Genomic DNA, 19262 nt, shown 5'->3' on the forward strand with positions numbered 1-19262 from the left:
TCGTCTCCTCAGGCGGCCTGAGCCGCAATTTCTTTCATGCTGACGGATGTATCACTCAAACGCTCTTGCGCAATGGTGGCACCGGTCATGATCAGTTTTTTCGATGCCAGAAACTCTGGCGGGCTGTTGATCGCGTCCACGGCAATCAAGCGGCCACCTTTCAGGTAAAATGCCGCAAATTTCTTGTCTTCCGGTGAACCGCGAACCACAATCTCATCATAGCCCTGCGACAGGCCTGCAATCTGCAGTTTCACATCATACTGGTCAGACCAGAACCAGGGGCAATCAATGTTCGGGCGCGGTTTGCCCATGATCGCAGCGGCGGCGAGCTTGCCTTGCTCAATCGCATTATGGACGCTTTCGAGCCGCCCTGTGCGGGCATAATGGCTGAGCGGGCGCACCGTGCAGTCGCCAGCGGCAAAAATGCGCGGATCATTGGTGCGCGCATCTTCGTCGACAAGGATGCCGTCCTTGCAGGCAAGACCGGCCTCCTGCGCCAGCTCCACATTCGGGATGATCCCGATGCCAGCCAGGACGATATCAGCCTCGAGCTCTTCACCACTGTCCAGAACGGCATGGGTGAGCGTGCCATCCTTGCCCTTCAGGCTCGCCAGACGCGCGCCGCAGCGCACATCGACGCCATGCTCCATGTGGAGCGCCTCGTAGAAGGAGCTGATGACCGGGCTGGTGACGCGGGCCAGAGCGCGCTCGGCCATTTCCAGCACAGTCACTTCCAGGCCAAGCTGACGCGCCACCGCAGCGGCTTCGAGGCCAATATAGCCGGCCCCGACAATGACCAGCTTGCGGCCCTCAATCATCTTCGGGCGAATGTGTTCGACATCGGCGAGGTCGCGCAGGTCAAACACGTTTTCAAGGTCTGCGCCCTCGACAGGCAGGGCGCGCGGTCGTGATCCCGTCGCGATGATCAGCGCGTCATAGGGCAGATGCCCGCCATGTTCGAGGCGCACTTCACGGGCCGAACGGTCAATGCCCTCAACCTTCTGGGACAGCAGCGTCTCGACCTTATTGTCTTCATACCAGGCCGCCGGTTTGAAATAGAGCCGATCTTCGGCCATTTCGCCCTTCATATAGGCCTTGGAGAGGGGTGGACGCTGATAGGGAAGCGCCGGTTCGTCGCCGACCAGCGTGATCGCGCCTTCATAGCCGAACAGACGCAGCGACTGCACCGCCTGCGCGCCGGCCTGGCCGCCGCCAATAATGACAATCCGATCTGATTGAGACAGGTCCAAACTTCATTCTCCCCAAGTCTTATTGCGCATTCATGACGGAGGCGTCACGATTTTTCAAGCGACCGTTCTCTAGTGCAGCAATCTGCCGCTCAAGTTCAAGCCTCGCCGCAGGGGAAAGTCGATGTGAAAACAAGGTAAGATGTTGCCGAATCCCGCCCGCAACGGCACCTGAGCCCTCTGTATCGGCCTGCCCGCATTCACGCAAATATTCGAGCGTATAACGAAGCACCAGGATCGCGTTCACGGCGAGGTCGCCAATCTCGGCATCGTCAATGTCGAGCATACCTTTGTCCTGCATCGCCCGAAAGAAGGCGCAAAACCCCTCTCGCGACCCGGCATAGATGTCCGGCAGCGCCTTGTTCAGGGCGTCGGTATGCTCGCCATAGTCGGCCTGGTCGCGGTACAGGAAGCGGAATTGGCGCAGTTCATGGGCGAGGCTAGCAAGATAGGTCACATAAGAGCCAAGCACGTCCTGATGGTCCGGCCATATGGAGAGCCGCGCGGCATTCTGCTCAAGGAAATCATCCGTGATCGCTTCGAGCAGGTCACGTTTGGTCTTGAAGTGGTACCACAGATTGCCTTCGGAAATACCCGCCGCCTCCGCAAGCATCGCCGTGGTCACATTGCCGTAATGCAGGCGGTTGAACAGCTGGCGGGCCGTTTCGACAATTTTTTCGCGGGTCCCTGTGGCCATTACAGCTTGGGGTGCAACACGACGGGTAGTTTGGTGTAGCCAAGCACAAAGTTCGACTGGACGCGCTCTGGCTCTGCGACAAGTTCGATCCGGTCAAAGCGGTTGAGGATCTCCTCCCAGAGGATGCGCAGCTGCATCTCGGCCACCCTGTTGCCCATGCAGCGATGGATGCCGAAGCCGAAAGAGACATGGTGGCGGGCGCGCTCACGGTCGATGCGGAACGTATCGGGGTCGTCGATCACTTCATCGTCGCGATTGCCGGACGTGTACCACATGACGACCTTGTCGCCCTTCCTGATCTGCTTGCCGCCGAGCTCGAAATCCTCCAGCGCGGTGCGGCGCATATGCGCCAGCGGCGTCTGATAACGGATTATTTCCGACACCATGTTCGGAATGAGCGACGGGTCGGCTTTCAGCTTGTCATACTCACCCGGAAACTTGTTGAGGAAATAGACCCCGCCGGAAATCGAATTGCGGGTGGTGTCATTCCCGCCAACAATGAGCAGCATGAGATTGCCCAGCAGCTCCATCGGCCGGTTGATCATGTCCTTTGTTTCCGGGTCATGCGCGAGCAACGAAATAAAGTCGAACTTGCGCGGCTGGGCGGCCCGCTCCTTCCACAGCTCGGCGAAATAGGCGAGGCATTCGCCAAGAATGCGCTTGCGCTCTTCCATGTCGGCTTCGGCGCCGACCGTTTCGCTCGTCGTCGTCACATCCGACCAGTAGGGCAGCAAATGCCGGTCCTCGAAGGGGAAGTCGAACAGCGTCGCCAGCATTTGCGTCGTCAGCTCGATAGAGACCTTGTCGACCCAGTTGAACTCCTCGCCAATCGGCAGGCTATCGAGAATGGTGCAGACCCGCGTGCGGATCAGCGCTTCGAGTTCGGACAGCTGCGTCGGCGCAACCGCCGGCTGAGCGGCCCGGCGCTGCACATCATGCTTGGGCTGATCCATGGCGATGAACATCGGCGTGTCGAAGTCATCGGATGCATCCCCGATCACGATATCGCGCCGGGAAGAAAAGACTTTGTGGTTCGAATCCACGGTCACGATGTCATTGAATTTGGTCACAGACCAGAACGGCCCAAATGGGCTGTCCGGTGTGTAATGGACCGGATCCTCACGGCGCAAACGCTCAAACACGGCATGGTGCATATTGCGCTCGAACAAGGCCGCGGCACTTGGATCGACCTGGTTCAGCGGCCCATGAAGGTTGCGCTCTACAATATCGTCCTGAAGCTGAATCGAATCCGGCATCTTACTTCCTCCCAATGTCTATTTTTATATTTCTAGGGTATATACCCTAAACTATGGCGGTAGGCAATTCTGTCCCAATCCTCGCAATTCGATTTGTGCCCGGAACGCCCGCGCGTTATGCGGAAAGCAGCACTCAAACCCTCAATGGAAAGCCCGCCAATGGCGCACGACCGCAAGCAGAGCGACAGCCGGATCATGGCGATGCTGCACAAGCGCGCCGCCTCGATCGAAAAAGGCGAAAGCCTGACCCCGCCCATCGTGAATGCGGCGAAATACGCCCTGCCCGGCGCCCCGGACCACCCCTACCCCTATGGCCGTTTCGACAATCCTGGCTGGGGCGCGGTCGAAGACGCCATTGGCGCCCTGGAAGAAGCCGAAACCGTCTGCTTCCCGTCGGGCATGGCCGCCGTCACCGCTGCGCTGATGGCGACGCTCAAGCCAAAGTCCAGACTTCTCCTGCCGTCGGATGGCTATTACACCGTGCGCGTTCTGATGGACGAATTCATCAAGCAGCACGACATTGAAACAACCGAAATCCCCACCGCCGAAATGACCGGCCACGCCGTGGAGGGCTATGATCTTGTCTGGATCGAAACGCCGTCCAATCCCGGCCTCGACGTCTGCGATATTGCAGCGATCGCAGAGCGCGCCCACGCAGCTGGCGCGCTTGTCATCGTCGACAACACCACCGCCACACCCCTCCTGCAGCGCCCGCTGGACCTTGGCGCAGACCTTACCGTCAGCTCCGACACAAAGGCGCTTGCGGGACACTCCGACGTTCTGTTCGGCCACGTCTCCGGTCGCGACGAGACGCTGATGGCGCGCATTCGCAATTGGCGGAAGCTTTCCGGCTCAACACCCGGCCCGGCCGAAGCCTATCTTGCCTATCGCGGCCTGATGACACTCGAGCTCCGCCTCGCCCGCATGTGCGAGAGCGCCCATGAGCTTGCCAACCTCTTCTACAGCCACAAAGCCGTGGAGAGCGTTCGTTTTCCCGGCCTCGCCGATGACCCATCCTTCAAGATCGCTTCGACGCAGATGTCCGAACCGGGCTTCGTCATCGGCCTGACCTTCAAGGACGAAGAAACGGCTGAACGCTTTATCACCGACTGCCCGGCCATTTTCGCGGCGACCAGCTTTGGCGGCATCCAGACCAGCGCGGAACGCCGGGCCCGCTGGGGCGATGATGTTGCCGAAGGCTATGTGCGCCTTTCTGTTGGCTGCGAGCCGACCGCCGCACTCGTCCAAGCGGTGTCTGACACGCTGGACAGCCTCTGATATGGACACGCTCGAATTCCACCTGGCCGACGAGGCCGCAACCGACCGGCTCGCCCGCCGCCTTGCGCCGCATCTGCAGGCCGGTGATGTCATCGCCCTTCACGGCGGCCTCGGCGCCGGCAAGACCACCTTCTCCCGCTCGCTCATATCGGCCCTGCTCGGCGCAAAGACCGAAGTGCCCAGCCCGACCTATACCCTCGTCCAGACATATGACGGCCCCGATTTCCCCATTTTCCACTTCGATCTTTATCGTCTGGACGAGCCGGGCGACGTCATGGAGCTTGGATGGGAGGACACAATGGATGGCCTTTCCCTGATCGAATGGCCCGGCAAGGCAGGCGATTACCTGCCGGCCTGGCGGCTCGATCTGACGCTTGAACAAACCGTCGACGGGCGCACCGCAAGGCTGGTCCCGCACGGCGAAGACTGGCAGACTCGTTTGCATGGGATTTGACGCGAACCGCACCTCGCAAATCACGGACTTCCTCAACCGCGCCGGATGGGGCGATGCTGAGCTGCAATGGCTTGGACAGGATGCCTCGACGCGCCGCTATGGACGCCTGACCAAAACCGATGGCACCACGGCCCTGCTCATGGACGCGCCACTTGTCGAGGATGATCCGTGCACGCCGGATATGTCGGATGATGAGCGCCTGGCAGGGGGCTGGAACAAGCAGTCGCGTCTGGCCGCGTCTCGCGTGGAGGCCTTTGCGGCAATTGGCGGCTGGCTGCGCGATCACGGCTTCAGCGCCCCCGCGATCTATGCAGGCGACTCTTCGCTCGGCCTCGCCATCATTGAGGATTTCGGCACACTGAAGGAATTCGCCCGCCTCATCGAACAGGGCGAAGACGAGGTGACGCTCTACACAGCGGCCGCTTCGGCGCTGGCTGACCTCCACGCCCAGGACACCCCGCGCCATCTCCACGCCCTCGGCCGCGACTGGCCGATCCTCGATTTCGATGACCTCGCCCTGAATGTGAATGCCAGCCTCTTTGCCAACTGGTTTCACCAGCAGGACACCCGCATGCGGATGACGGATCAGGACCGTGTGCGCTGGGAGCGCGAACTGGCCGAATTGCTGGACCGCGCGCGCGACTTCCCACGCGACCTGACCTTGCGCGACTATCACGCCGAGAATCTGATCTGGCTGCCTGAACGCGAAGGCCGTGCCCGCATCGGCCTGCTCGACTTCCAGGACGCCGTGATCGGCTGGGACGCATGGGACATGGCGATGCTCGTCCAGGACGCCCGCCGCGACGTCTCACCGGCAGCCTATTCAGCAGCCATAAAAACCTATCTGGACAAGACCGGAAAATCCGAAGCCGACTTTCTCGAGCGACTTGCCATCATCGGCACGCTGAACGCCCTGCGCATTGTCGGCATTTTCTCCCGCCTCATCGTTCGCGACAGCAAGCCACGCTATCTCGACTTTCTCCCGCGTCAGAAAACACTGCTCGCCCGCAATCTCGAGCACCCTTCCGCCGCCGGCATGGCCGCTTTTGTGCGTGACACCGCCCCCTTCATCTTCGAGGAAGCGAAATGAGCAACACCCCTCAGACCGCCATGATCCTCGCCGCAGGCCTTGGCACGCGCATGCGTCCGCTGACCAATGACACGGCCAAGCCGCTCCTCAAGGTCGCCGGAAAGTCGCTGATAGACTGGCAGCTGGAAGCCTTGATCGAGGCCGGCGTTAAGAAGCTGGTCGTCAACACCCACTGGTGCGCCGATCAGGTCGAAGCCCATATGCGCGGCATCTCCGGCGTGGAGGTCGTCTTTTCCGACGAGCGTGATCAGGTTCTCGAGACGGGCGGCGCGCTCGCCAAGGCCGCGCCCCTGCTCGGCGAAGATCCCATCTTCGTCGTCAATACTGATGCCTTCTGGGCCCCGAACGATGCCGAACCGCTCCATGCGCTCGCCAATGCCTATTTCCCGTCCGTGATGGACGAGGTGCTGCTTCTTGCCGACACACAACGCTGTCTCGGTTTTGGCGGCGCAGGCGATTTCTTCTTGAGCGACAAGGGCGCGCTCACCCATCGCGGCGACGAGCCTTCCGCGCCCTGGGCCTATGCCGGCCTGCGCATCGTGAACCCAAAGCTCTACGCCGCTCACAAAGCCGAACCCTTTTCGGCCTTCCGTATCTGGTCGGACCTCCTGCCGAACAAGCGCATGCACGGCGTCCCGCTCGACAAATTCTGGCTGCACGTGGGTGACCCGGCCGCCCTGAAGGATGCCGAGATGTGGCTGAAATGCTTCGGGGCATGAGTTCACCCGGCCTTTTCGCTCCCGGCGCTCCAAAGCTGCGCACAATTCCGCCCGGCGCGAATTTCCTGAAAGAACTTGCCCGCGCGCTGGCAGAGGAGACCGGCCTCGCTGAGCGGCCCGACGCCATGGCGGACGATCTCATCTATGTCCCCAACCGCCGCTCGGCCCGCGCGCTCGCCCTCGCTCTCTTCGAAGCGGCTGGCAGCAAGACCCTGCTGATGCCGGAGATCCGGCCCTTGGGCGACCTCGAAAACGACGAACCGCCCCCCGGCGCAGAATCAGCCCTCGCAGACCTGCCACCGGCCATCTCGCCTGCTGCCCGCCTCGGACGCCTCGCCGTCCTTGTCAGCGCCTATTATGAGGCACAGGGCAAAGCCATCCCGCCCGCCTCCGCCCTCGCCGCTGCGCGCGAACTCGCTCGCCTGCTGGATCAGGCCGCCCTCTCTGGCGCGGTCGACTGGGACAAGCTCGAAACCCTGGTTCAGAATCGCCAACTCGCCGAACACTGGCGCCGCTCGGTCGATTTCCTCGACATTATCGTCACGCAATGGCCGGAAGAGCTCAAGAAAAATGTCCAGATGGACCCCTATGCCCGCCGCCTTGCCGCTGCTGAGGCCATGGCGGACAGCTGGACCACCACACCGCCCAAAGGCCGCGTGATCATTGCAGGTTCGACCGGCGCCGACCCTTCCGGCCGCCTGCTGATGAAAGCGGCGCTGAGCCTGCCTCAAACCCTCATCGTCCTGCCGGGCCTCGACACCAGCACGCACCCGGCCGCCTGGGCGCGGATCGCTCAAACCTCAAACCACCCGCAATTCGCCCTCGCCGAAACCCTCGCCGCTCTCGGCTACCAGCCGGACGAAGTCGCCGTCTGGCCGGGCATCGAGCCTGACGACAAAGCCGCCGCCCGCCGCGACCTCATTCACGAAGCCCTCGCGCCGGCTGACGACACATCCGGCTGGCTCGAACGCCTCGAAGAGATGTCAGGCGCCCAGGAGCCCGCAGATTTCGCCCGCAAAGGCCTCTCCGGTCTCACGATGATCGAAGCGGCCGATGAAAGCGAGGAAGCCTGGTGCGCTGCTCTGCTGCTGCGACAGGCGCTCGAAACGGAAGACCGGACCGCCGCCCTCGTGACGCCCGATGCGGGCCTTGCCCGGCGCGTTTCGGCGCTGATGAAACAGTGGGACATGGAGCTCGCGCCGTCCGGCGGGACACCGCTCCTGCAGACCCAGGCTGGGAGCCTCGCCGCGCTCATCATGGACTGGACGGTCGACCCGACCCACCCAGTCACGCTTCTGGCCGCCCTGAAACACGTACAGGTCCAGTACCCGCACGATCTGACAGGCTTCGAGCGCTTCTTCCTTCGCGGCCCACGCCGCTGGGACGACTGGGACAGCCTCAGCGCGCATATCGACCGGACTGCGTCCGACGACGACCATCGCAAACGCACCGGCCTTTCAGACGAAACAATAAAGCTCGCCCGCACCGTCTCTGCCGACCTCCAGGCCCGCTTCGATACAGCAGGCCTTGCGGACCCGGACAAACCCATCGCCGGACAGGCCTATCTGGAAGCTGTGGCTGACATGATGGGCGATCTCGGCGCCACGCCGCTGCCATGGGCGGGCGAAGATGGTGCGGCACTCTCGAATGCCCTGCGCGATTTCGCTCTGATGACCGCCAGCATGGACCCTGCCGTGCCAGAGGTCTGGTGCGCACTGTTCAAGGCTTACTGTTCGACCCTGACCGTCCGCAGCCGCGCCGAACATCCTCGCCTAGCCATATGGGGGCCCCTCGAAGCGCGTCTGCAAAGCGCTGACCGGCTCATCCTCGCCGGTCTCAATGAAGGCGTCTGGCCGCATCAACCGCCTGCAGATGCCTTCCTGCCGCGCAGCTTCAGGAAAGAAATCGGCCTGTCGGACCCGGATGAGCGGATTGGCCTCTCGGCGCATGACTTCGCCCAGATGGCCGCCGCCCCGAACGTGATTCTGCTGTCCGCCAAACGCCGCGACGACGCACCGGCCGTGGCGTCCCGTTGGCTCTGGCGTCTCAACACGCTGGCGCGCGGCGCGCTCGGCGAGCAGGCGGCCAGGGATGCGATGGCCCCTGCGCCCGAGGATGATCCGCGCCTGTGGCTGGACGCCCTTGCCGTGCCCCCGGACCAGTCCCTCGTCACCAAACCCGAGCCGAGACCCGCGCCGGATGTCCGCCCCAACCGGCTATCGGTGACCCGCATCGAGGCGCTGCAGCGCGACCCTTATGCGATCTATGCGCAATACATCCTTGGACTGAACAAGCTCGACGCGCTGGACCTTCCCATCGATGCCCGCCCGCGCGGCACGGCCATTCACGCGGCGCTTGAAAAATTCGAGGATGAGGGCGTCGAAAAGTCTGCCGAGCAGCTTGTCAGCATGCTCGAACAGGAACTCCGTGACGCTGGCGAGGCCGAAGACATCATCCTCGGCGCGATTGCGGCGAGACGGAAAGTCGCCGACGCATACATCGCCTGGCGCGCCGCGCGGCTACACCTCATTGCGGGTGCTCCGCATACCGAAATCAAGGGCCAGCATACGTTCGACATGCCCGGCCTCAAGCAGGATCGGTTCACGCTGACGGCAACAGCCGACCGCGTGGAAAAGCATCAGGACGGAACGCTCGCCATCCTCGACTTCAAATCCGGCGCGCCGCCGGGAGAGGGCGAGGTCCGCACCGGCCTCAATCCGCAAATGCCGCTTCAGGCCATTATCGCTGAAGAAGGCGGGTTCGCAGACGAAGGCGTCGCCGCGAAACCGGTTAGCGCCCTGACCTATGTCCGGTTCGGCTCGAGGTTCGACGTTCGGAATATCGGCGACAAGTCAGGTAGTCAGCACCCTGAAAAACCGCTTGCAGAGATTATCGCGGAAACACGCGAGGGTTTCCTGAAACTGATCGCCAAATTCGCCGAGCCAGATCACCCCTATATCTCCATGCCGCGCCCGAAATGGGCAAAATATGGCTCCGACTATGCCCGTCTTGCCAGGCGCGATGAGTGGGCAGCGGAGGATGGCGATGACTGACCAACCCGCCAACGCCATAGAGCTCGCGACGCGCGCCCAGGCAGAGGCCGCTCTGCCGGATCGGTCCGCCTGGGTCGAAGCGCATGCCGGCTCGGGGAAGACGAAGGTCCTGATCGACCGCGTCGCGCGCCTTCTGCTTCGCCGCGAAGATGGCAGGCCGGGCGCAGCACCCGACACGATCCTCTGCATTACCTACACCAAGGCCGCCGCCAATGAGATGCTCACCCGCCTGTTCGAGCGGCTCGGCAACTGGTCGGTCATGAAGGACAATGACCTGCGCCGCGAACTGGCGAAACTGGAGCGCCGCCCCGAAGACGATTATTCAGGCGATGACCTACAGGCGGCGCGCGCGCTCTTTGCCCGCGCCCTTGAAACGCCGGGTGGCTTGCGCATTGAGACGATCCACGCCTTCTGCTCGCGTATCCTTCGCCGCTTTCCACTGGAAGCGGACGTCTCTCCCGGCTTTGGCGAAATCGAGGACCGCGACGCTGACCGCATCTGGAGCGACAGCCTCAAGGACAAGGTGCTACGCGCCAGCGAGGTCGACCCGGACGCACTGGTCACCCTGTCTGAAGCTGGCGGCGGTCTTGGCGCGGGCGCGGTGCTTTCCAGCCTGCGCTGGGTGCGCACGAAGCTGACAGGGCGTGAGCCGGGTGAACTGGCAGGCGACATCAAGCAGGCGCTCGACGCCCCGGACCAGACCGTCGAAGAAATTCTCGCTGAGGCCATGGGCAGCGCCCTGCCCCGCGCCAGCCTGCAGTCGGCCCTGTCTGGCCTCAATGATCTGCCGAAACGCGGCGCGTCCGACGAAAAGCTGTTCGACACCCTCGACCTCGTGCTGCAACCCTATGCTGACGGTGATCGCTGGGAGGCCTGGTCCGGCCTGTTCCTGACCTCGTCTGGCGACTTTCGAAAATCCAATCCGTATACGGCTGGCGCGGCCAAACTCGTGCCCGAACTGGAAGATCTCTTCCAGATGAAAGATGGCGAGGGCAGCGAAGTCGCCCGCTTCCGGACCATCCAGACGAAGCTCATCGCCCGGCGCGCCTATGAGCGCACGCTTGCCCTCATCACGGTCGGCTTGCCTGTGCTTCAGGCGTATGAGCAGGGCAAGACCCGCCGCGCCGCGCTCGATTTCGATGATCTCATCCAGCACACCAAACTGCTGCTCACCTCCACCGGGGTCGCTGAGTGGGTGCTCTTCAAGCTCGATGGCGGCCTGACGCACATCCTGCTCGATGAAGCTCAGGATACGAGCCCCGATCAGTGGGTGCTCATCAATGCGCTGGTTGAGGAATTCCGGGCCGGCAAGGGCGCCGATCGGTCCACGGACCCGCGCACACAATTCACCGTTGGCGACAAGAAACAGTCCATCTACTCCTTCCAGGGCGCAGACCCAGAGCAGTTCCTCAAGGAGAAACGCGATTTCGCAGCCGCCGAGGAAGCCCTGCACGGCCGGGCAAACATGCCGGACATGACGGTCTCGTTCCGCTCAACACAGCATGTCCTCGATTTCGTCGATGCGGCGTTCAATCAGGACAGTTTTGCCGGTGATCCGTTTACCGAATCACCACCGGACGAGGCTGACGTCTTGAAACATGCCGCCAGCCGGTCCGGTCAGGAAGGCCGCGTTGACCTCTGGCCCATCGAGCCGCCCACGGACGATGATGATGGCGACCCATGGGACGCCCCGCTCGACCATATCGCCGAAAAATCACCAAAGAACCGCCTGGCCGAGCATGTGGCCCGCGCGATCGATGAGATGATCACGGCGAAAGAGCCTGTCTGGTACGAACGCAAGAACGAGGACGGCAAGCGGACATGGCAGCAGCGGCCTGTGCGCGCCGACGACATCCTGATCCTCGTGCGCAAGCGCGGCGCGCTGTTCGAGAGCATCATCAAGGCGCTCAAAAAGCGGAAGCTTCCGGTCGCCGGCGCTGACCGGCTTGTCCTGCTCGACCATATCGGCGTCCAGGATTGTCTGAACCTCATCCGGTTCGCGCTCTTTCCGTCCGATGACCTCACCCTCGCTGAAATCCTGCGCGGCCCGTTCTGCGGCCTTGTCGATGATGACAATGACCTCTTCGTTCTGGCCCATGACCGGAAGCGCGAAGAAACGCTCTGGGACCGCCTGCAGACCACTCCAGAACCCCGCTTCGCCGCTGCCCGCGATTTCTGCGCGGACCTCATCGCCCACCGCCACCTGCCCGCCTTCGACTTCCTGACGCACGCGCTCACTACCCGCCGCGAGAACAACCTCTCCGGCTGGGACCGCCTCATCCAGCGCCTTGGCGAGCCGGCCCGCGACCCGGTCAGCGCGCTCATCAGCCGGTCGCTTGGCTATGACATGGGCGAGGCGGCCAGCCTGCAATCCTTCCTCGCCGAGATTGAGGGCGATGACAGCCAGCTGAAACGCGACCTTGCCGAAGCCGATGGCGAAATCCGTGTGATGACGGTGCACGGCGCGAAGGGCCTGCAAGCGCCCATTGTTATCCTGCCGGATACGACGAGCCCGGAAAAAGCCGACACGAACGGCCTCTTCATGGTCGACGGAAAGACGCCGGTCTACAGCCCAAACAAGAAGGAAGATCCGCCCATCCTCGAGCGCCTGCGTCTTGAGCGAAAGACCGCGCAAGCCCGAGAATCCCGCCGCTTGCTTTATGTGGCGCTGACACGGGCGCAGGACCGGCTGATCATTGGCGGGGCCTTCGCTGGCCGCAAAACGGGCGCCGGCTATGAGCCTGACAGCTGGTATGGTCTCTGCCGCTCGGCCATGCTGGATCTGACCGATGCGCCCGCGGACACAGATGAGACCCTCACCTTCGGCCCCATCCTGCCGCCGCTCACGGGCGCGGATACGGCCGACGCGACGCCAAAAACCCACGCCCCAGATTGGGCTTTCCGTACGCCCTCTACCACAGCCACCGGCCCCGTCGTTCGCGCGCCAAGCCGCCTGCTGACCGACACCGCCCCCGTCTCCAAACCCTTCGGCAAGGCCCGGTCTGCCGCCCTCAAGCGCGGCCAGCTCATCCACACCCTGCTGCAATACCTGCCCGAGCAGCCGCAGGACGATCGCGCGGCCCATGCCCGCGCCTGGCTCGCCCGCCACACTGATCTTACCCCCGGCGAGCAGGACGAAATCCTGTCGGTCACCCTCGCCACACTCGCCCATCCGGACTTTGCCGACGTCTTCGCCCCCGGTGGGCGCTCAGAGGCCGCCATTGTCGGTGAAATCGAAACGGCTTCAGGCAAGATCATCATCAATGGCCGCGCCGACCGCCTCGTCATCACGGAAACCGACACCCTCCTCATCGACTACAAGACAGACCGCCCGGCCCCCGCCTCCGCCGAGGACATTGACGCGTCATACCTCGCCCAGATGGCGGCCTACAAAATGGTCCTCGAAGCCGCATGGCCTGGCAGAAGAATCCGCCCCGCCCTGCTCTACACGGACGGCCCCAAACTGTTCGAGCTGAGCGAGACCCTTTTGCAAAGCTCACGCAATCGTTTAGCTGGTGGCCTTTGAAGAATCCCGGCACGTACCTACTTATGAGCCAGAACAAGACTTTGAGAAGGAGGCATCATGGCCACCGAAAATATTACTGACGACAATTTCGAAGAAGCAATCGCTGGCGATCTTCCGGTCGTGGTCGACTTCTGGGCCGAATGGTGTGGCCCGTGCAAGCAGATGGCCCCGCATCTGGAGTCCGTTGCCGAGGAACTATCCGGCAAGGTCAAGATCACCAAGATCAATGTCGACGAGAACCCCGTCGCGCCATCCAAATTCGGCGTGCGCGGCATGCCAACGCTGATGCTGTTCAAGGACGGCAAGGTCGCCGCGACCCATCTCGGTGCCATGTCCAAGCAGCGCCTGGCTGAATGGATCAAGGAAAGCGCCTAACCGCCGCTTTGCCTGACGAAAGACAAAAGCCCGTCACCCCATGGTGGCGGGCTTTTTAATTGCCTTGAACCTGAGCGCCTCCCCGTGGCTCGACCACGGGGCCCATCTCCCGCCCTCCCGTCTGTTTCAACACCAGGAGATGGGCACCGCGATCAAGTCGCGGTGATGCGCCACCCGGAACATCCTTCTCCAAACGTCACCCATTTACGCCGCACTGCCATGAGAGTACTCACTTCCTTCACACATGAAGTAAATACGCCCGGAGGCCCCCATGCAGCCCTATCAACTCCTGTCCCGCTCTATCGCTGGCAAGACCGCCCTCGTCACCGGCGCCGCCTCCGGCATGGGCCGCGCGACCGCCCACCTCTTCGCCCATGAAGGCGCGAATGTCGCCGTGACGGACCTCAAACAGGAGGCCGTCGACAAGGTCGTGCAGGAGATAAAAGACGCAGGCTTCGAGAATGTCCGCGGCTGGGCGCTCGACGTGTCCGACGCCGCCACGATCGACCGCGTCATCAACGAAGCCGCCGACCATTTCGGCAGCCTTGAAATCCTCGTCAACAATGCAGGCTTCGCCGCGCTCGCCATGATCAATGGCGAGGCCGAGGCCTATGAGGACGCCTGGCACAAGACGATCAATGTGATGCTGACCAGCCACCAGCGCGCCGCCCGCGCCGCTCTGCCGCATATGAGAAAAGCCGGCTTTGGCCGCATCGTGAACATCGCCTCCACAGAAGGCCTCGGCGCGACCCCGGGCAACTCGCCCTACGTCGCCGCCAAGCATGGCGTCATCGGCCTGACGCGCGGCATGGCGGTCGACCTTGGCCGCGAAGAGTTTGACCTCACCGTCAACGCCGTCTGCCCCGGCCCGATCCACACCGGCATCACAGAAGGCATCTCCGACGAGCACAAGACCATCTACGCCAAACGCCGCGTGCCCCTGAGACGCTACGGCATCCCGGAAGAGGTCGCGAATGTGACGCTGTCAGTGGTACTGCCCGCGTCGAGCTTCCTGCACGGCGTGCACATCCCGGTGGATGGCGGCCTGACGATCAAGAATGCTTGAAGGGAAGATCGTGTTGCAGAACCACGAGGCTATTCGTCGGCTTCACTCAGTGTAACTATGGTTTGTGACATCATCGGGTGAAATGCTGGCAGTAAGCTCTTTATTCGCCCATCCTCTTCGACGAACTCATGGTTCGCACCCGGCAACAATCTCGGATCTAAAGGATTAAGAGCGTTCGGATTGTGAAGCACGACCATGCCTTCAGTCCAAGTCTCGTCATATGAAGCATCCAGACTCTGGTTAAAATGGGCCAGTCCACTTCCATCCTGCAAGCGAACGACGCCAAATCTGGAAAGCGAAACGTTGCTGTTTCCGAAGCCTGTCATGAAACCCATTCGATTAAATTTTGTGAGAGTGCCCTGAGGGTTTACAATGACCGCGCTGACATTTCTCGTATCGTCTTGTTGGAAAAAGCCGGAACGAATGCGCCTTCTCCCATACCTGTGCGTATTAATCGGACGAATCGTCAATTTGCCCTCTTCAATGGAATGACGAAATCCGAATACGTACTCCGTAATAGCTGGGACAATGAATTTCATTGAGCCAGGCGCGTGAAAGTCCTGAATTGCAATGCAAAACGGCACGCCTTCCATATGCGGCCCTTCCCAATATGGGGGATCGTGATTGAGCTTAGTTCTGAGCGCTTGCCCAAGACGTATCGGAATGTAGTTTTCCTGGTAATCAAGCAATCCAGCACGGTCCTCAGGAAGTTGGATTGCCTCACCGTCGGGAGGATTTACGGTAGTCGCTTCCACTGCTAAGCGCCCAAAAGGGCTTTTTAGAATGAAATCCGGAACCTGTGCTGGACTCTCGCGAATAAAGTTCAACTCATTGAACGTCGCACTCAAATACAATTCCCAAATTCGAGCATCAAAACTGTTTGCTTGAAACGTAGCAATAAAATTTCCGTCGACGTCGTCGTAGGACCTCATCATCGCCTCGATAATCTCTTTTGCCGGAGAATAGCACTCGTCTTCGACCAACACGCGATAAGATGAGTGTTGCCGCTCTAAAGGAATGCGCGAGTCAAAAAAGTCGATGGGCTCCTGTTCGGCATCACCTTGAAAGAATTGATAATTGGGCAAAGCGTGAAGCGCACCTAAACGGTCAATCAGCTCATTGTACGCCGCTTCAAATGTTGGAAGGCTCGCATTCACATCGACGGCCCGATACCTGAATACCTCGTCTCGCGCGAACACCACCCAAGTGAAGTCAAAGTCAACTTTGTCGTGAAGCAACACACCCAGTAGCTTTTCGTCAGGTGTTGAATACCAAGCGAGTTCATCACTGATGAGGCGGACATATGGGTTTCTGGCGTAACTAGCCAGCGCATCGAATCGACGGAGGTCCATGCATCCAACAATCATAGGTTTGGTCTAGTCGCGTTGAATTAAGACAATGCTTCAACGCGCATCTAGAACTAAACTCAACGTCATTTCATAGATTATCCAACCCTAAACCGCCCCGCCCTACTCTCGCTCGCATGCCCGAGCTGTCTGCTTATCTGCGTGAATGCTTCAATCTCATCGCCGACTGGCTGATGGAGACGGGCGCTCGCGGCAAGCTGCATCTGGGGCCGGGCGAGATGTCGCTCAGCCTGGCGCGCAAGCTGAAGGCGCGGCTGAAACTGGCTGAAGAGCTGATCCGGCGGCTCATCTGGCAGATCGGCGCGGGGCTGACCCTTGCCCCGACCCGGCCCGGTGGCCCGCGCTCTGATCAAGACCGCGCGCCCCGCCGCCGCCTCTATAGCTTCGCGCTGCTTCATCCTGCCAATTACTATGCGCGGGCGCTCGAAATGCTGAGAGAGCGAGAAAGACCGGCCAAACCAAATCGGCCTGAAATCGGCCCGCTTCTGGCCCGCTGGAAAACGCTTTCGGCCATCGCCAAAGACCCGATGCCAACCGCCCGTCGCATGGCCCGCCGCCTCGCTCGCATCCGCGCCAAGCGCCAGATCATGCCGCTCGCCCTGCCGTTCCGGGGGGAGCATCGCCTGCCCACAGAGCTCAGCCTGATGGCCAGTTTCGCCCTGCACGACACCAATGACGCCCTGCGCCTCTGGCTGAATTCGAGCTGATTTTTGAGGATATTTCAGTGCGTATGCCGCAAATCCAGCCGGGTTTGCGGGCGCCGGTGCAGCGCCCTCTATGGTTCGACTTCGCTCACCATGTCGGCTATTGCGACGTATCATCAGGCCGACATGGTGAGCGAAGTCGAACCACGAGGCCGTGGCACGCAAGGTCAGCGCGGCAACTCATTATTCTGGCCGAGCACATCGCCCGCCAGATAGAGCGATCCGCAAATCAGGATCCGCTCGGCCCCAGCTTCCACAGCGGCCTTCATGGCTGCCTCAAAACTCGGACATGCCGTCGCCTTTAGCCCCGCAGACATTGCAGCTTCGGCCAGGTCGTCCGGGGTGGCCGTGAACTCATTATCCACCACTTCAGTGGTGAAGATCTCAAGGCCGGGGCGCGCCAGCTCGGCAAAGAAGCCGGCTGCATCCTTGGTCGCGAGCATGGCCGAGACGAGCATGGTCCGCTTCGGGCTCTCCTCGCGGTCGAGGTCATCGAGGGTTTCTGCAATGGCTCTTGCAGCATGCGGGTTATGCCCACCATCGAGCCAGACCGGAACGCCGCCCGCCATCCGGGTCACTGGCCCCTCAGAAAGCCGCTGCATCCGGGCCGGCCAATGAGCGGTCGCACACCCGGTCAGGATCGCCTTGTCAGTGATCGCCGGATGGCCCCAGGCTTTCAGCGCTTTCGCCGCCAGCGACGCATTGGCGAACTGGTGTTTGCCCGCCAGCCCCAGAGGCGGAAAGATGGAGGAAATGTCTTCTGGCGTCAGGAAGTCGATATCAGCCCCGGCTTTCGCCGCCTCAAGCCGGATCGCGGCTTCCGCTTCGGGACGCTGAATGGCTGAGACAGCCGGGCAGCCGGCCTTCAGAATGCCGGCCTTGTCGCTCGCAATCTTGGTGATGGTCTTGCCGAGAAACTGCATATGGTCGAAGTCCACAGGCGTAATAACGGCAACAGCGCACGCGGGAATGACGTTTGACGCATCATAGCGACCGCCGAGACCGACTTCGAGGATCAGCAAGTCTGCCGGGACCTCATGGAAGGCGAGAAAAGCGGCTGCCTGGGTGGCCTCGAAATGGGTGATGTCGCGGCCCTTCACGGCCTCTTCGACGCGGGAGAGATAGCCGATCAGCTGCTCGTCAGAGATAATCTCACCGGCAAGCCGGATGCGCTCATTGAAGCGAACAAGATGCGGCGAGGTCGAGACGTGGACCTTGAGGCCAGCTGCCTCCGCCATCGCCCGGATAAAGGCCGTCGTCGACCCTTTTCCGTTCGTGCCAGCCACATGAATGGTCGGCGGCAGATCCAGATGCGGATTGCCGAGGGTATCAAGGACAACGAGAAGCCGGTCCAGCGTCAGAACGCGGTCAGTCGGATTAAAACGCTCGAACCGCTTCAGCGCGGCATCGACCGCGAACTTGGCGTCGATCAAGCCTTCTTGCTCCGTTTCGTCGGGGCAGGCACATCGGCCATCGGCGCTTTGACCGGGCCGATCGCGCTGGTTTCCTTTGACCGCTTCGGCAGGAGATGGGTGAGCACCCGGCCAAGGGTCTCTTTCAGCTCGCGGCGGTCACAGACAATGTCCACCTGGCCTTTTTCGCGCAGGAATTCAGAGCGCTGGAAGCCATCCGGCAATTTCTCGCGAATGGTCTGCTCGATCACACGCGGGCCGGAAAAGGCGATCATGGCGCCCGGCTCTGCAATGTGGACGTCGCCGAGCATGGCGTAGGACGCCGAAACGCCGCCAGAGGTCGGGTCGGTGAGGACCACGACGTATGGCAGGCCTGCATCGCGAACTTCAGAAATGGCCAGCGTCGTGCGCGGCATCTGCATCAGGGACAGCGTGCCCTCCTGCATACGCGCGCCGCCGGATGCGGTGCAGACGACGAAAGCCGCCTTGCGGGCCACAGCCAGCTGAGCGGCAGCGATAAAGGCTTCACCAGCAGCCATGCCAAGCGAGCCGCCCATGAAAGCAAAATCCTGGACCAGGATAACGGCGGGCTTGCCATTGATGCGGCCAAACGCGGCGGCCATGCAATCATCTTGCGCAACAGGTGGGCTGCCTTCGGGGCTTTCTTCCTTTTCGCGGGCGGCGATCTTGTTCTTGGCGGCCTTGAGTCGAGACGGATAAGCCTTGTCGTCCTTGAACTTCAGCGGGTCCTGCGCGACGGGCGGAAGCGGCAATGGCTCCCAGCGCTCATCATCGAAAAACAGGCGGAAACGGCGGCGCGGCGAAATCCTGAGATGCGCGCCAGCCGGCGTGACGTACCAGCTTTCCTCGAGATCGGATCGATAGACCAGTTCGCCGGATTTGGGGCATTTAACCCAGAGATTATCCGGTGTTTCTTTCTTGGAGGACAGAAAGGTCTTCAGACCCGGCGTGCGGAAGTTTGTGAGCCAGTTCATATGTCTACAGGACTCCTGACTTT

The 19262-nt window shown here is 61.6% G+C and carries 15 protein-coding genes; 9 read left to right on the forward strand and 6 right to left on the reverse strand.

All coding sequences use genetic code 11. The features are described from left to right. Positions 1-8: 8 nt before the first annotated feature. Genes WNY37_RS01320 through WNY37_RS01330 form a run of 3 tightly spaced genes read right to left on the reverse strand, consistent with a single transcriptional unit; the run spans position 9 to position 3200 of the window. Positions 9-1250 (reverse strand): FAD-dependent oxidoreductase, encoded by a 1242-nt coding sequence (locus WNY37_RS01320; RefSeq protein WP_342971650.1) that lies wholly within the window; start codon positions 1248-1250, stop codon positions 9-11. 19 nt (positions 1251-1269) lie between these two features. Beyond that, complete coding sequence (locus tag WNY37_RS01325; protein WP_342971651.1) at positions 1270-1944, reverse strand: TetR/AcrR family transcriptional regulator; 675 nt, start codon at positions 1942-1944, stop codon at positions 1270-1272. Beyond that, the gene (locus WNY37_RS01330) at positions 1944-3200 is read right to left on the reverse strand and encodes a cytochrome P450 (RefSeq protein WP_342971652.1); all 1257 of its coding nucleotides are present in this window, start codon (positions 3198-3200) and stop codon (positions 1944-1946) included. Before WNY37_RS01330 ends, WNY37_RS01325 begins: the two co-directional genes overlap by 1 nt. Before the next feature lie 117 nt (positions 3201-3317). On the opposite strand from WNY37_RS01330, the gene WNY37_RS01335 reads away from it, so the two are divergent. From WNY37_RS01335 to WNY37_RS01370, 8 genes are all read left to right on the forward strand, one after another. After that, positions 3318-4478, forward strand: coding sequence for a cystathionine gamma-lyase (locus tag WNY37_RS01335; protein ID WP_342971653.1), 1161 nt, complete (start codon positions 3318-3320; stop codon positions 4476-4478). Between the two features lies 1 nt (position 4479). Next, positions 4480-4932: a tRNA (adenosine(37)-N6)-threonylcarbamoyltransferase complex ATPase subunit type 1 TsaE gene (gene tsaE / locus WNY37_RS01340; RefSeq protein ID WP_342971654.1), complete on the forward strand. Its 453-nt coding sequence runs from the start codon at positions 4480-4482 to the stop codon at positions 4930-4932. Then, positions 4922-6022, forward strand: a complete 1101-nt coding sequence (locus WNY37_RS01345) for a phosphotransferase (RefSeq protein WP_342971655.1) — start codon at positions 4922-4924, stop codon at positions 6020-6022. Before tsaE ends, WNY37_RS01345 begins: the two co-directional genes overlap by 11 nt. After that, entirely contained in the window at positions 6019-6741 is a 723-nt protein-coding gene (locus tag WNY37_RS01350) for a nucleotidyltransferase family protein (RefSeq protein WP_342971656.1), read from the forward strand. The genes WNY37_RS01345 and WNY37_RS01350 overlap by 4 nt, the downstream gene beginning before the upstream one ends. Continuing rightward, entirely contained in the window at positions 6726-9794 is a 3069-nt protein-coding gene (addB, locus tag WNY37_RS01355) for a double-strand break repair protein AddB (protein ID WP_342974860.1), read from the forward strand. The genes WNY37_RS01350 and addB overlap by 16 nt, the downstream gene beginning before the upstream one ends. Beyond that, entirely contained in the window at positions 9787-13320 is a 3534-nt protein-coding gene (gene addA, locus WNY37_RS01360) for a double-strand break repair helicase AddA (RefSeq protein WP_342971657.1), read from the forward strand. The genes addB and addA overlap by 8 nt, the downstream gene beginning before the upstream one ends. A gap of 57 nt (positions 13321-13377) precedes the next feature. Next, positions 13378-13695 carry a thioredoxin gene (trxA, locus tag WNY37_RS01365; RefSeq protein ID WP_342971658.1) on the forward strand — a complete coding sequence of 106 codons (318 nt, stop codon included), beginning with the start codon at positions 13378-13380 and terminating at the stop codon, positions 13693-13695. Between the two features lie 271 nt (positions 13696-13966). Then, positions 13967-14761 (forward strand): SDR family NAD(P)-dependent oxidoreductase, encoded by a 795-nt coding sequence (locus WNY37_RS01370; protein ID WP_342971659.1) that lies wholly within the window; start codon positions 13967-13969, stop codon positions 14759-14761. Between the two features lie 29 nt (positions 14762-14790). On the opposite strand, the gene WNY37_RS01375 is transcribed toward WNY37_RS01370, so the two are convergent. Next, positions 14791-16113 (reverse strand): hypothetical protein, encoded by a 1323-nt coding sequence (locus tag WNY37_RS01375; RefSeq protein ID WP_342971660.1) that lies wholly within the window; start codon positions 16111-16113, stop codon positions 14791-14793. A 131-nt stretch (positions 16114-16244) separates the two neighbouring features. Between WNY37_RS01375 and WNY37_RS01380 the strand changes: the two genes are divergently transcribed. Next, entirely contained in the window at positions 16245-16835 is a 591-nt protein-coding gene (locus WNY37_RS01380) for a hypothetical protein (RefSeq protein ID WP_342971661.1), read from the forward strand. Between the two features lie 164 nt (positions 16836-16999). Here the strand turns inward: WNY37_RS01380 and WNY37_RS01385 are convergent, their stop codons facing one another. Then, on the reverse strand, positions 17000-18265 hold the full coding sequence (locus tag WNY37_RS01385; protein ID WP_342971662.1) for a folylpolyglutamate synthase/dihydrofolate synthase family protein: 1266 nt from the start codon (positions 18263-18265) through the stop codon (positions 17000-17002). Then, positions 18262-19239, reverse strand: a complete 978-nt coding sequence (locus WNY37_RS01390) for an acetyl-CoA carboxylase carboxyltransferase subunit beta (protein WP_342971663.1) — start codon at positions 19237-19239, stop codon at positions 18262-18264. The genes WNY37_RS01385 and WNY37_RS01390 overlap by 4 nt, the downstream gene beginning before the upstream one ends. Positions 19240-19262 lie beyond the last annotated feature (23 nt).

Source organism: Henriciella sp. AS95, from assembly GCF_038900055.1.
Lineage (GTDB): Bacteria > Pseudomonadota > Alphaproteobacteria > Caulobacterales > Hyphomonadaceae > Henriciella.